Source organism: Rhodopseudomonas sp. BAL398, from assembly GCF_033001325.1.
Lineage (GTDB): Bacteria > Pseudomonadota > Alphaproteobacteria > Rhizobiales > Xanthobacteraceae > JARJEH01.
This window is the reverse complement of sequence record NZ_CP133111.1, coordinates 3,103,282-3,117,081: the sequence shown is the minus strand read 5'-3', so window position 1 is coordinate 3,117,081 and position 13,800 is coordinate 3,103,282. Positions and strand designations below refer to the sequence as shown.

Below are 13,800 nucleotides of genomic sequence, written 5' to 3'. Positions count from 1 at the left end.
CAGCTTGATCCAGCTCAATCTTTGATCGCACCGGCGCGCATCGCCAGGCGGACCAGCTCGGACAGGCTCGATGCCTGCATCTTGGTCATCACATTGGCGCGGTAGACCTCGATCGTGCGCGGGCTGATATCGAACTCCCGCGCGATCACCTTGTTGGACAGGCCGGCGATCAGGCCGTCCATCACCTGGCGTTCGCGCGGACTGAGCGATTCGACGCGCGCCGCGATATCCTGGGCCACCGCCTCGGTCTTGGCGCCGCTTGCCGCATGCCGAAGCGCGGCTTCGATCATGCCGATCAGCCGCTCGTCCTCGAACGGCTTTTCGATGAAGTCCATCGCGCCGAGTTTCATCGCTTCGACGGCGAGCGGCACGTCGCCATGGCCTGTCATGATCAGCACCGGAAGCTTGCAGCCAAGCTCCTTCAGCCGCTTCAGCAGAGCCATGCCGTCGATGCCGGGCATCCGGACATCGGAGAGGATACAGCCGGGATCGGTCGGCAGCGCGTCGAGAAACGCCTGGGCGGATTCGAATGCCTGGACGCTGAAGCCTTCGGAATCGAGTAGAAAGTCCAGGGAATCCCGCATCGCCGCGTCGTCGTCGATGACGTAGACATTTCCCTTACGAGGCATCGGTTAAGTCCGCGCTTGAGGCCAGCGGCAACGTGAATCGGAACGTTGCGCCGCCTTCGTTATTGGATTCCGCCCACATTCGGCCGCCATGGGCCTCGATAATGGAGCGGCTGATCGATAGCCCCACCCCCATACCAGTTTCCTTGGTGGTGAAAAAGGTCTGGAACAGGCTCGATCTGACGTCGTCCTGAATTCCGCTCCCGGTGTCAGCCGCTACCACCTCGATCATGTCGTCCGCCACCCGGAAATTAGACACGGATAGCTCTTTTTTCGGCGTCAGGGCCATGGCCTCGAGCGCGTTGCGGAACAGATTGACCAGAACCTGCTGGATCTGCACCCGATCGACCAACACCAGGTCGTTGGCAGGATCCAGGTTGAAGCGCAGCAATACGCCTTGCTCGCGCGCGCCGGTCAACCCCAGCGCGCCGGCTTCCTCGATCAGTTTGGCCAGGCTTTCGACCCGCTTTTCGGATTCGCCCCGCGAGACGAAATCGCGCAGCCGACGGATGATCTGGCCGGCCCGTAGCGCCTGTTCGGCGGCACGATCCATCGCGGTTTCGATCTTCGACGTATTGGGGCCCTTGCTTCCGGCCAGCAACCGGCGCGAGCCCTTCATATAATTGCTGATCGCCGACAGCGGCTGGTTGAGTTCATGGGCTAGCGCGGAGGCCATTTCGCCCATCGCGGTCAGCCGAGAGACGTGCACCAGTTCTGATTGCAGATCGTGCAACCGGGCCTGGGTCTGCTGATATTCGGTGAGGTCGCGAATGAAGCCGGTGAAATACTGTTTGCCGCCCGACTGCATCTCGCCGATCGACAGGTGCATCGGGAAGGTCTTGCCGTCGCTGCGTTGGCCGGTGACGATCCGCCCGATGCCGATGATGTGCCGCTCCCCGGTGGCGCGATAGCGGTCGAGATGGGCATCGTGGCGCGCCGCATCGATCGGCGGCATCAGTTCGCTGACGTTGCGGCCGATCGCTTCGCTTTCGGAGAAGCCAAACATTCGCTCGGCGGCATTGGAGAAGAAACGCATGATGCCGTGGCCGTCGATCAGGATCATCGCGTCCGGCACGGTGTCGAGAATCGAGCGGAGCTGGCCCTGCTGCATCCGCAGTTCCGACTCCAGTCGCTTTTCCTCGTCGATATTGAATAGGATGCCGCACAGATAGCCGGGCGTCGCGGGCTCGAGCCGGACAACGCCGCCGCGTGCGCGCAGCCATCGGCTCGGCCCGGACGCGTCACCGGTCCGGAATTCCACGTCGATACTCGATTCCGACTTCATCGCCTGTTCGACCGCCCGCGCGATGCGATCGCGGTCGTCGGGGTCGATCTGCTCCAGAAAAAGCTCGTAGCTGATCGAGGGCTCGCCGGAAAGGCCAAGCAGACTGCTTGCCGACGCGGACCAGACGATTTGGTGGGTCGCCAGATCCAGCTCCCAGCTCCCGACGCCCGCTTGGTCGACGCCCCGTTTGAGGCGCTCTTCATGCGTCGGGTGATCGGAGGAAGATTGGACTGTTACGCTCACGCTCCGCCTTTTCTGTTGATTATGTCGTTCATATCACAACGACATTCGCAACCGCAACATGACCGGCGCAGCCAATCCGAGATGTTGATTGCGGATGGGTGGTCGGCCCGGCCCGAAGGGGACGGGGGCAGGGCCGCCGCGGCCGAGCGGGGAGTTCAGCCGGCCTTGTGGTGCGCCGGATCGTCTTCCGGCGAATTCAGATAGAACCCGGACATCGTGTCGACCCAGCACAGGTGGTCGTGCACCTCCTTGACCCCGCAGACGTTCTCGGCGGCGACAATTGCGGCGTGGCGCGAGCGTTCCTCGGTGATGACGCCGTTGAGCTGGACCACGCCATTGCGCACCAGCACGCTGAGCCCGAACGGTCGCCAGTCGTTGCTGTCGATCGCGGCGATGACGCGGTCGCGGATGTTGTCGTCATCCGCGGTCGGATCCGGCACTTCGCGCGCCAGATCGGCGACCGCGCGCAGCAGGTTCTTGCGGGTGACGATGCCGACGATGTCGTCGCCGCGCATTACCGGCAGACGTTTGACATGGTTCTTCTCCATCATCTCCACGATCGTCTCGAGCGGCGTATCTTCGGTCACGGTGTAGGGATGTCCGGTCATGATCTCGCCGACCTTGCGGCCGTGCTCATGCACGAAATCGGCGGCGGAGCGGCCGGGGCCGAGCAGCAGGCGCAGCCAGCGGCCGCGCTTGCGCTGGGTGCCGATTTCGGCGCGCCGGATAAAGTCGCCTTCCGACACGATGCCGACCAGCTTGCCCGCGTCGTCGATCACCGGAAGCCCACTGACGTGATTGTCCAGCATGGCATTGGCTGCATCGACGATCGATGCCGCGGTACCGATCGTCACCACCTGCCGGGTCATGATTTGATGCGCGCGCATGTGGATCTCCCATTCAATCTTGTTTAGCTACGAAGCTATTGCAGCGATGCGCCAGGAGGTTGAGGTAAGTCAACAACCGTCTGCGTTCGTTGCGCTCAATGCGAAATCAGCGCCGGGATCGTCAGCGACTTGAAGATCCCGCGGGTGACGCCGCCAAGGATGAATTCGCGCAGCCGCGAATGACCGTAACCTCCCATGACCAGCAGGTCGGTGCCATTGTCGGCGGCCATCGACAGGATCGAATTGTAGATGTTGGATGGCTCCGCGGTATAGCGATGTGCTGTGGCGTTCAGATCATGGCGCAGCAGATGGGCGATCAGGGCCTCGGATGACGCTTCGCCGATCTCTTCCTCGTCCTCGTTGACGGCAACCACGTCGATGGTTTGCGCCTTGTGCAGGAACGGCATGGCGTCGTGGACCGCGCGGGCGGCCGGTCGACCGCCGTCCCAGCAAATCAGCACGCGATCAAGTTTGAGCGGTCCGGTATGGATATAAGGCACCATCAGCATTGGCCGGCCGGAATTGAACAGCACGGATTCGGCAAGCGGGTCGTGATGGCCGGGCTTGCTGCGATCCGGTTGTGGGACCACGCTGAGATCGTAAAGCCGGGAGATCTCCGCCAGCGCTTCATTGGCCATCACCGGACTATCGCAGACGCTTCTGGCGCCGTGCGAAATCCCCGCGGTCCGGGCCGCGATCTCGTACTGATTGAGTCGCGCGGCGGCTTCGTCGTTGTCGGTATTGTACTGGCTGGCTGCGGCGTAGTAGGCGGCCGACGCGCCGGCCACGATCGCCGGGTTGATCGGCTGGTAGGTACAGACGATGCCGTCCAGATGCGCGTTGAATGCCTTGGCGACGGACACCGCGCAGGCGACGATGCCATCCGCAGCGCGATCGGCCGGAATATGAACGACGATATCACTTAGCATTGCAGGCTCCCGCATTCGCCGGTTTGGCTTATTTTATCTGAGCATAGCACCGCAACACGCCGTCACTTTGATCTATCTCATCATGCGTCCTCGCATTCGGCGCAGAATGATCCTTCATATGCGAGCCTTGATATGCGCGCCTTGGCCGCACTAGCCTTGGCCGCATTGGTCTTGATCTCACAGGCCTTGGCCCGCGCAAGCCTAGAAGCGCATCGCGCCTGGGGTAGGACGGCTGCGAGCCGACCGCATCCTGCGGCGCCAAAAAAGCGTGGTGGAGGAGTGGTGGAGGAATCGATGACGTATGCGTCTGTTATGGTGAGCCTGGCGTTCGATCAGGCCAATACCGTCCGCTTGGCGCTGGCCTGCGAAATCGCCGAGCGGTATCAGTCCCGCGTAATCGGCGCGGCAGCATCGGAATTCAGCGCGCCGCTTTACTTTACGTCCGGGGAGGCCGCTCAGAAGCTGCTCGACGAGGGCAACGCCAAGATCCGGCGACGCATTGTCGAGCTGGAGGCCGAATTCCGCCAGTCGATGGGTGGGCATTGCCGCGAGCTGGAATGGCGCGCCGCGGTGGAGATGCCGGCCAAGTACATCGTCCAGCAGGCGCGCGCCGCGGATCTGGTGATCAGCGGCGGCGGGGTGCGCGATCCGCTTTGCGATCCGTTCGCGCAAGCCGATCCTGCCGATCTGGTGATGCAACTCGGCCGACCGCTGCTGATCGTTCCCGAAGGCCCCGGCCGGGTCGACCTGTCGCGCGTTCTGGTGGCCTGGAAGGACAATCCAGAAGCCCGCCGCGCGATTGTCGACGCATTGCCATTGCTGCGGCATGCCAGCCACGTCAGCGTCGCCGCGATCGCCGAGGCGGCCGATGAGCGCGATGCGGCGCAGGCCAGCGTCGCTGACGTCGTCGACTGGCTATCGCGTCATCACATCGTCGCATCCGGTCTGGTCCCGGAAGCCTGCGGGCATGCCGCTACGCAGTTGAGCGAAATCGCCGGCAGCACCGAAGCCGGCGTCATCGTCGCTGGCGCCTATGGCCATTCGCGGTTTCGCGAATGGATTCTGGGCGGCGTCACCAGGCATCTGGTCGAGCAGGGCAGCCGCGCCGTACTGTTGTCTCGGTAGTCGCATCGCCATATCTATGGCCTTATATGAGGAGTCGATCGCAAGCGAAAATACCGCGGTTCACCCGGACGGCCGCGACAGGTTGGAGTGAGCAACGATGATGGTCAATCCCGCGGCATCGCGGTCGCCTTCTATCCGGCCGCAAGACGATCCTGCGTCTATCGAGCCGGTCGGGCCCGACGACAGCGATCGGGCGTTGCATGCGATGCTGGCGCCGCTGACCGGCGGGTTGTCGCCGACGGCGCTCACGCTGGCCTATGCGGATTGGATGGCGCACCTGATCAGCGCGCCGGCGCGAAGCCTGGACATCGCGCAGGAGGCATTGCGCGGGGCGGCGCAATTGGCGGAAGCCGCGGTGCATCCCGCCTCCGCCTGGTCGGCGATTGCGCCGCAGCGGGGGGATCGGCGCTTCGACGCCCAGGATTGGTCGCTGCAGCCATTCAATCTGCTGGCCCAGGGGTTCTTGCTGACCCAGCAGTGCTGGCACGACGCCACCACCGGCGTTCGCGGCGTGTCGCGACAGAACGAGAAGATCGTCGAATTCTCCGGCCGGCAGCTGCTAGATATTTTTGCGCCGTCGAATTTCGCGCTGACCAATCCCGAGGTGATCCGCAAGACCGTCACGACTGGCGGCGCGAATTTCGTTCAGGGGATCCGCAATTGGTGGAGCGATTATCAGCAGGCGCTGACCAAGGGCAAGGCCAGGCCGTCGGGCGATTTCGTGGTCGGCAAAACTGTTGCGGTGACGCCCGGCAAAGTGGTGTTCCGCAACGAGCTGATCGAGCTGATCCAATATGCTCCGGCGACCGGACAGGTCTATCCGGAGCCGATCCTGATCGTGCCGGCCTGGATCATGAAATATTACATCCTCGATCTGTCGCCGCACAATTCGATGGTCAAGTTCCTGACTGAGAACGGCTTCACCGTCTTTATGATCTCCTGGCGCAATCCGGTGGCGAAGGATCGCAATATTTCGCTCGAGGATTATCGGACGCTCGGCATCCAGGCCGCGCTGGCGAGCGTGGCGAGGATCGTCCCGGGCAGCCGGGTTCATGCCGTCGGCTATTGCCTCGGCGGCACGCTGCTGTCGATCGCGGCGGCGGCGATGTCGCGCGACGGCGACGATTCGTTGCGCTCGATTACGTTGCTGGCGGCGCAGACCGATTTCACCGAGGCCGGCGAATTGACGCTGTTCATCAATGAGAGCCAGGTGGCCTTTCTGGAAGACATGATGTGGAAGCGCGGCGTGCTCGATACCACGCAGATGGCCGGCGCGTTCCAGATCCTGCGCTCCAACGATCTGATCTGGTCGCGCATTGTGCGGGATTATCTGATGGGGGAACGTGCCGCGCCGAGCGACCTGATGGCGTGGAATGCCGATGCCACCAGGATGCCGTACCGGATGCATTCCGAATATCTGCGCAAGCTGTTCCTCAATGACGACCTGGCCGAAGGCCACTATCTGGTCGACGGCAAGCCGATCGCGCTTTCGGATATCCACACTCCGCTATTCGTGGTCGGCACCGAGCGCGACCACGTCGCGCCGTGGCGCTCGACCCACAAGATCCATCTGCTGGCCGATGCCGAGATCACCTATGTGCTGACCGGCGGCGGCCACAATGCCGGTATCGTCGCGCCACCGGGCGAGCGCGCGCGTGGCTTCCAGGTGCTGACCAAACGCGCCGATGGACCCTATATCGGTCCCGACGACTGGCTCAAGCGCGCCGCCCATGCCGAAGGCTCGTGGTGGAGCGAATGGGTCGGTTGGCTGGCGGCGCGGTCGGGGGAACAGCGCGATCCGCCGCCAATGGGCGGTCCTGGCACCAACCCTGACGAATTGCCGGACGCGCCCGGCAGCTATGTGTTGCAGTCCTGATCGGGATCGATGTCTAGCGCCGCGATAGCGGCTTGCAGCGTTTGCTGCGGCGTGCCGCCCGCGTCGATCCGGGTCCAATCGATCGGTCCCGGATCGTAATCCTGCTGGCGCCGGACGATGTCCGCCGTGGCGTCGGAGGCGTCGGCCGTGCGCGCGTCGACCCGCGCGATCCGTGTGGCCAGATCGGCCACCAGAAACAGCCCGGCAAACGGCACCTGCATCGCCGCCGCGACGCCCGCGATCGCCGTGCGCTCCGCCGCTTGCGCGAACACCGCGTCGACGATCACCGAATGGCCCTGCGCCAGCACCCGTTGCGCGGTCGCGGCGAGCGCGCGATAGATATCGGCGGTGACCTGCGGCTGATAGGCGTCGACCGGTAGCCGTTCGGTTTCGGCGACGCCGAAATGCTGCTTGCGGATCACGTCCGAGCGCAGCAGCACTGCGCCGGGCAGCGGCGCGACCGATCCAGCGAGCGCGCGCGCCAGCACCGATTTGCCGGTGCCCGACAGGCCGCCGACCGCGATCAGCCGTGGCGGCGGCGGTGCAATCAGCTGCAAGGCCAGGGCGAAATACCGATCGGCGTCGCGCCGGATCGCCTGCCGGGCCTTGGCATCGCGCGCCGGCCGCGACAGCATCACATTGGCACGGATCGCGGCGCGCATCGACATCAGCAGCGGCAGCGCCGCCAGCGCATCGAGATTCGCGCTGGCGCTCCCGGCCAGATACCGGTTGAGCAGGATCGCGGCGGCGTCGCAGCGCTGATAGTGGATCAGATCCATCAGCGGGAAGGCGAGGTCGTACAGCACATCGACCGAGGCGATCTTCGGATCGAATTCGATCGCGTCGAATAATACGGGCTCGTGCCCGATCTGCACGATATTGGCCAGATGCAGGTCACCATGGCAGTGCCGGACAAAGCCGTTCTGCCCGCGCCGTTCCAGCATCGGCCGGATCCGGTCATAGGCGGCCCTGCTGAGCCGGTCGAGCGTCGCCGTCTGCGCGGCGTCGAAGCCGTCCGCGGCGTCGAAGGCCTTGGTGTTGGCGCCGATCAGGTCCGGAATCGATTGCGTCCAAGGCGCCGCCGGGGCTTGCGGCGCGGCGGCGTGCGAGGCCGCGATCACGTCGGCGATCTTGGCGACCAGAGCGCCATCCAGGGGTCCGGCGGCGGCGAGGTGGTCAACGGTGCGCTGTTCGTCAAAACGCGCCATCTCGATCGCCCATTCGACGACCTCACCATCGCCGCCGATCCGCAACGCTCCATCGGGCGCGCGCGTGATCGCCACAAGGCGACGATAGATCTGCGGCGCAAACCGCCGATTGACGATGAGTTCCTGCTCGCAGGCCGCCTTGCGGCGACCCAGCGTTGAGTAATCCAAAAATGCGAACTTGACCGCGCGCTTGACCTTCAAAGCGCGGTCGCCGGCAAGAAAGACCGCGGCGCCATGGGTGTCGATTTGCTGCGCGGGCTGTCCGCCATGGGCCGCCGGACTTGACAGGAACGCGAACACGTCCTGCTGCGATATCGCAATGTCCTGCGGCGTATCCGAGTCCTGCGGCGAATCCGACATCGATCAAGGTACTCGTGTGGCTTTTGATGGTCGAAAATACGCCGACTTTACGCCGACCAACCCTGCGGATGGACGTGGGCATTGCTGGCGTAAATACAACCCGCTCTCCAAAACCAGTTCCAGTTTGACCTTGATCAAATCAATTGGGAAAAGGTGCGGTCAAGTTGTCCGGTGCATTGGCGCGCTACCGAGGTGTATTGCAATGCATTGAGTTGCAATCCGGCCGGACGACACCGCAATCGAATGGACACAGACTTGTATAAATTTCTGGAAGCAACCGTTGCCGGTCATATGACCCGCTCGGTCAAGACGGTCTCGCGCGACCTCACGATGCGCGAACTCGAGAATCTTTTCGAAAGCGATGACTACAATGCCTATCCGGTCGAGGAGGATTCACGTGCCGTCGGCCTGGTCACGAAATATGATTTCCTGAAGTGCTTCGCGTTCAATCCGTCGCAGATGCTGCCGCACTATGACGATCTGATGAATCGCACCGTCGGCGACGTGATGACGCCGGATTTCATCTATGTCCACGCCGATACCAGGCTGACGCGCGTGCTGCAGTTGATGGTCGAGCATCAGACCAGAAGTATTCCCGTGCTTGACGGCGCCCGCAAGCTCGCCGGCATCATTTCGCGCGAGGACGTGATGCGGGCCCTGGCCAGTATCATCAGAGCGAAATAATAGCGACCGGCAACCGGTGGGCGCTGGCGGCGTCCGAATGACGCGGCCGCGGCCGGGCGTTGGATTCGTCAGCGCTTTTATCTTACACAGGGCTCGTTCAGACTCCCAGGTGCGGCGGCCGACACCGGCCGTCCGCCGTACGGTGCCGAGGTGAGATGTCGACCTATCGATTGAGCAATCTGCTTGCGCCGCGCGCGGTGGCGGTGGTCGGCGCCAGCCCGCGTCCGGGTTCGCTGGGGCGCGCCGTGCTGGATAATCTGCGCAAGGCGCAATTCGGCGGCGCGATCGGCGTGGTCAACCAGCGCTATGAGGAGATCGACGGTGTGGCGTCGGTCGATCGTCTGGCCGACCTCTCCTTCGTGCCGGATCTGCTGGTGATCACCGCGCCCGGGCGTGCGGTGCCGCACATCATCGCCGAGGCCGCCGCGCTCGGTGTTGCCGGCGCCATCCTGATTGGCGCCGAGCTGGGACGCGGCGAGGGCTCCTATTCGCAAGCGGCTCTGGATGCCGCGCGCGATCACGGGATGCGGTTGATCGGTCCGAACTGCCTCGGCATCATGGTGCCCGGCTCGCATCTCAACGCCAGCTTCGCCGCCCACATGCCGCGCGCCGGGCACCTGGCGCTGATTTCGCAATCCGGGGCGATCGCCGCCGGCATGGTGGACTGGGCCGCCGAGAAGGCGATCGGGTTTTCCGGGATCGTGTCGATCGGCGACCAGCTCGACGTCGACATCGCCGACATGCTCGATTACTTCGCCGGCGATCTGCAGACCCGTGCGATCCTGCTCTACATCGAATCGGTCAAGGACGCCCGCAAGTTCATGTCGGCGGCGCGCGCCGCGGCGCGAATCAAGCCGGTCGTGGTGGTGAAGTCCGGGCGGATGGCGCAAGGCGCGAAGGCTGCCGCGACCCATACCGGGGCGCTGGCCGGCTCGGATGCGGTGTACGACGCCGCGTTCCGCCGCGCCGGCATGCTGCGGGTGTTCGATCTGCGCGAATTGTTCGACTGCGCCGAGACGCTCGGCCGGGTCAGCCCGCCGCGTGGCAAGCGGCTGGCGGTGCTGACCAATGGCGGCGGGATCGGCATCCTGGCGATCGACCGGCTGACCGAACTCGGCGGCGTCGTGGCGACGTTGTCGCCGGAGACACATAAGCAGCTGGATTCCGAGATGCCGCCGACCTGGTCCGGATCGAATCCGGTCGACATCACCGGCGACGCCGACGCCGAGCGTTACGCCGCGGCGCTGACGGCGTTGCTCGGCGATCCGGACAATGACGCGATCCTGGTGATGAATGTGCGGACCGCGATGGCGGCGCCGAGCGACATCGCCACCACGGTCACCCAGCTGGTCACCGCCGATCGCGCCAAGCGGATGCTGTTCAAGCCGGTGTTCGCGGTCTGGGTCGGCGCCGATGACGCCGTGGCGCGCACCTTCGACGCGGCCGGAATCCCGAACTATCTCACCGAGGATGACGCGGTCCGCAGCCTGATGCATCTGGTGAAATACCGCGAGGCGGCGGCGGCGCTGACCGACGTGCCGCCGAGCCTGCCGAAGGAGTTCGAGCCCGACACCGACGCGGCGAGCGCGATCGTCGACAAGGCGGTCGCCGAAGGTCGCACCTGGCTCGATCCGCTGGAGATCAGCGGGCTGTTCGCCGCCTATCAGATCCCGATGATTCCCACGCTCGCCGCTGCCGATGCCGATCAGGCGGTGGCGTGGGCGACGCCGTTTTTGGCGCAGGGCGTGACCCTGGTGGTGAAGGTGCTGTCGCGCGACATTACCCACAAATCCGACGTCGGCGGTGTCGTGCTCAATCTCACCAGCGTCGAGGCGGTGCGCGAGGCCGCCGATCAGGTGCTGGCGCGGGCCAAGCAGATGCGCCCCGATGCGCGGCTCGAGGGCGTGATCGTGCAGCCGATGCTGCTGCGGCCGAAGGCGCGCGAATTGATTCTCGGCATTGCCGACGATCCTACCTTCGGCCCGGTGATCGTATTCGGCCATGGCGGCACCGGCGTCGAGATCATCAACGACAAGTCGCTGGCGCTGCCGCCGCTCGATCTCAAACTCGCCGCCGACCTGATCGGGCGGACCCGGGTGTCGCGGTTGCTGTCCGGCTATCGCGACGTGCCGGCGGTGAAGGCCGACGCGGTGGCGTTGACGCTGGTCAAGCTGTCGCAGATGGCCGCGGAGCTGCCGCAGATTCACGAACTCGACATCAACCCGCTGCTGGCCGACGAGACCGGCGTCGTCGCGCTCGACGCGCGGGTGGTGGTGCGCAAGGCCGAGCGGAAGTTCGCCGGTCCCGGCAACGCCACCTTCGCGGTGCGTCCCTATCCGTCGCAATGGCAGCGCCATCTGGTGCTCAAGGACGGCTGGCGCGTGCTGGCGCGGCCGATGCGGCCCGACGACGAGCCGGCGCTGCGCGCCTTTCTGCAGAACGTCAGCAAGGAAGATCTGCGGCTGCGCTTCTTCGCGGCGATGAAGGAGTTCAGCCATCCGTTCATCGCGCGGCTGACCCAGATCGACTATGCCCGCGCGATGGCTTTTATCGCTTTCGATGAAGCCACCAACGAGACCCTCGGCGTGGTCCGCATCCATTCCGATTCGATTTACGAGTCCGGCGAATACGCCATCCTGCTGCGCTCGGACCTCAAGGGCAGGGGGCTCGGCTGGGCGTTGATGCAACTGATCATCGAATACGCCAAATCCGAGGGGCTGAAATCCGTCGCCGGTCAGGTGCTGCGGGAAAACACCGTGATGCTGAAGATGTGCCGCAACCTCGGCTTCGAGGTCAAGTCCGACCGCTCCGAGCCGGAGATCTGCAACGTGGCGCTGCCGCTCGACGCCCGTTGAGCTTACAGCCGGCTCACCGATACGACGCGAAAAGTATGCATGGCGCCGTCCTCGTTGATCGAGACATATTCGCCCTGGACGAAACGTTCGTCGGCGAAGTGATAGCCGGTCTCGTCCGGATTATTGCCGGCGATGTCGTATTGAAACGCCCAGGAGCCGCCGGGGCGATGCACCAGATGACCGAGGCTGTCGGGCTGGTCCGGCCGCAGCCGCGCCACGCGGCAGGCCTGGCGATGCTTCTTCCACATCTCCGCGTCGATATGGTCATCGTCACTGAGCGGCGCGACGATCACATAGGCGATGCCGGGATCGCCTTCCGGATGGCCGGGCTCGCGCGCGAGCACAAGGCGGATCTGGCGGAAACGTGCGGGCAGCGAGCTGTTGAAAATGGCGCTCGATGAGCCTTTGGTCATTTTCGGTTGTCCAATCGTCGTTGCGGGCGCAAGCTTTGCGCAGCGTGCAATACCAAGATTTGATTTGCATCAATCGCCGAGGCCGAAGCAAGCTATTCGCATGCGATCTGCCGCCACCAACGCAAATCGGAGCATCGAATGCCGACATTGACCAACGGTCGGAGCCTGCCGTGAATTCCCAGCCGGTGCTGAACGCGGTCGCTGACGGCGACGTTCTGGAGCTTCATCCTGGCGGCCCATGGACCGCCGTGCATTCGGCGGCGCTGCAAACTTTGTTCGACGCGGTCGCGCCCAAGCTGCGAGCCGCCAAGACGCTGACCATCGACATGGCCGGGGTCCAGGAAATCGATACCATCGGTGCCTGGCTGCTCGAAAAAATCTCACGCGACGCGGCGCGTGCCGGCCATGACGCTCGGTTCGTCGGCATCGACGCGCATTATGCCGGGCTGATCGACGAGGTCCGTGAGCTCAACCGCCGTGGACCGACACCCCGCGTCAAGCCGAATCCGATTCTGGCCCGGCTCGATCAGCTGGGTCGCTCGGCCTGGAGCGCGACCGAGGACATCGCGGTCTTCCTGCAGATGTTCGGCGCATTGGCGGTCGCGCTGTTCGACGTGCTGCGGCGGCCGCGATCGATGCGGCTGACCTCGATGGTCTATCAGGTCTACCGCGTCGGCTGGCAGGCGATCCCGATCATCGTGCTGATCATGTTCCTGATCGGCGCCATCATCGCCCAGCAGGGCATCTTCCATTTCCGCAAATTCGGCGCCGAATCCTACGTGGTCGACATGGTCGGCATTCTGGTGCTGCGCGAGATCGGCGTGCTGATCGTCGCCATCATGGTCGCCGGCCGTTCCGGCAGCGCCTATACGGCCGAGCTCGGCTCGATGAAGATGCGCGAGGAAGTCGATGCGCTGTCCACGATGGGGCTCGATCCGGTCGAGGTGCTGATTCTGCCGCGCATCCTGGCGCTGATCATCGCCTTGCCGATCCTGACCTTTATCGGCTCGATGGCCGCGCTCTATGGCGGCTGCCTGACCGCCTGGTTCTATGGCGGCATGGAGCCGACGATCTTCCTCGCCCGGCTGCATGACGCGGTATCGGTCACCAGCTTTCAGGTCGGCATCACCAAGGCGCCGTTCATGGCGCTGGTGATCGGCATCGTCGCCTGCAGCGAAGGCTTACGGGTCAAGGGCAGCGCCGAATCGCTCGGCCGCCAGACCACGACCTCGGTGGTGAAGTCGATCTTCCTGGTGATCGTGCTCGACGGGTTGTTCGCCGTATTCTTCGCCTCGATCGGAATGTAGTG

General features: G+C 64.3%; 11 protein-coding genes. 5 read left to right on the top strand and 6 right to left on the bottom strand.

Annotation, left to right across the window (positions count from 1 at the left end; genetic code table 11):
* Positions 1-14: 14 nt before the first annotated feature.
* The 4 genes from fixJ to RBJ75_RS14710 form a co-directional block, all read right to left on the bottom strand.
* A complete protein-coding gene (gene fixJ / locus RBJ75_RS14725) occupies positions 15-629 on the bottom strand; it encodes a response regulator FixJ (protein ID WP_044415141.1) in 615 nt (204 codons plus the stop codon).
* Positions 619-2,154 (bottom strand): sensor protein FixL, encoded by a 1,536-nt coding sequence (gene fixL / locus RBJ75_RS14720; protein ID WP_044415139.1) that lies wholly within the window; start codon positions 2,152-2,154, stop codon positions 619-621. The genes fixJ and fixL overlap by 11 nt, the downstream gene beginning before the upstream one ends.
* Before the next feature lie 155 nt (positions 2,155-2,309).
* Positions 2,310-3,041 carry a CBS domain-containing protein gene (locus RBJ75_RS14715; protein WP_044415137.1) on the bottom strand — a complete coding sequence of 244 codons (732 nt, stop codon included), beginning with the start codon at positions 3,039-3,041 and terminating at the stop codon, positions 2,310-2,312.
* A 95-nt stretch (positions 3,042-3,136) separates the two neighbouring features.
* Positions 3,137-3,970 carry a universal stress protein gene (locus RBJ75_RS14710; RefSeq protein ID WP_044415135.1) on the bottom strand — a complete coding sequence of 278 codons (834 nt, stop codon included), beginning with the start codon at positions 3,968-3,970 and terminating at the stop codon, positions 3,137-3,139.
* A 294-nt stretch (positions 3,971-4,264) separates the two neighbouring features.
* Between RBJ75_RS14710 and RBJ75_RS14705 the strand changes: the two genes are divergently transcribed.
* Positions 4,265-5,095, top strand: coding sequence for a universal stress protein (locus RBJ75_RS14705; protein ID WP_044415147.1), 831 nt, complete (start codon positions 4,265-4,267; stop codon positions 5,093-5,095).
* A gap of 97 nt (positions 5,096-5,192) precedes the next feature.
* On the top strand, positions 5,193-6,971 hold the full coding sequence (locus RBJ75_RS14700; RefSeq protein ID WP_411194468.1) for a PHA/PHB synthase family protein: 1,779 nt from the start codon (positions 5,193-5,195) through the stop codon (positions 6,969-6,971).
* Here RBJ75_RS14700 and RBJ75_RS14695 read toward each other — a convergent pair.
* Complete coding sequence (locus RBJ75_RS14695) at positions 6,953-8,539, bottom strand: AAA family ATPase (protein ID WP_044415133.1); 1,587 nt, start codon at positions 8,537-8,539, stop codon at positions 6,953-6,955. The genes RBJ75_RS14700 and RBJ75_RS14695 overlap by 19 nt on opposite strands.
* 255 nt (positions 8,540-8,794) lie before the next feature.
* Between RBJ75_RS14695 and RBJ75_RS14690 the strand changes: the two genes are divergently transcribed.
* Both RBJ75_RS14690 and RBJ75_RS14685 read left to right on the top strand, forming a co-directional pair.
* Positions 8,795-9,223: an HPP family protein gene (locus RBJ75_RS14690; protein WP_173427377.1), complete on the top strand. Its 429-nt coding sequence runs from the start codon at positions 8,795-8,797 to the stop codon at positions 9,221-9,223.
* A gap of 155 nt (positions 9,224-9,378) precedes the next feature.
* Complete coding sequence (locus tag RBJ75_RS14685; RefSeq protein ID WP_276156917.1) at positions 9,379-12,078, top strand: bifunctional acetate--CoA ligase family protein/GNAT family N-acetyltransferase; 2,700 nt, start codon at positions 9,379-9,381, stop codon at positions 12,076-12,078.
* 2 nt (positions 12,079-12,080) lie between these two features.
* Here RBJ75_RS14685 and RBJ75_RS14680 read toward each other — a convergent pair whose 3' ends face one another.
* Positions 12,081-12,491 (bottom strand): hypothetical protein, encoded by a 411-nt coding sequence (locus RBJ75_RS14680; protein ID WP_044414787.1) that lies wholly within the window; start codon positions 12,489-12,491, stop codon positions 12,081-12,083.
* A gap of 170 nt (positions 12,492-12,661) precedes the next feature.
* On the opposite strand from RBJ75_RS14680, the gene RBJ75_RS14675 reads away from it, so the two are divergent.
* Complete coding sequence (locus RBJ75_RS14675; RefSeq protein WP_044414794.1) at positions 12,662-13,798, top strand: ABC transporter permease; 1,137 nt, start codon at positions 12,662-12,664, stop codon at positions 13,796-13,798.
* The last annotated feature ends 2 nt before the right edge of the window (positions 13,799-13,800 follow it).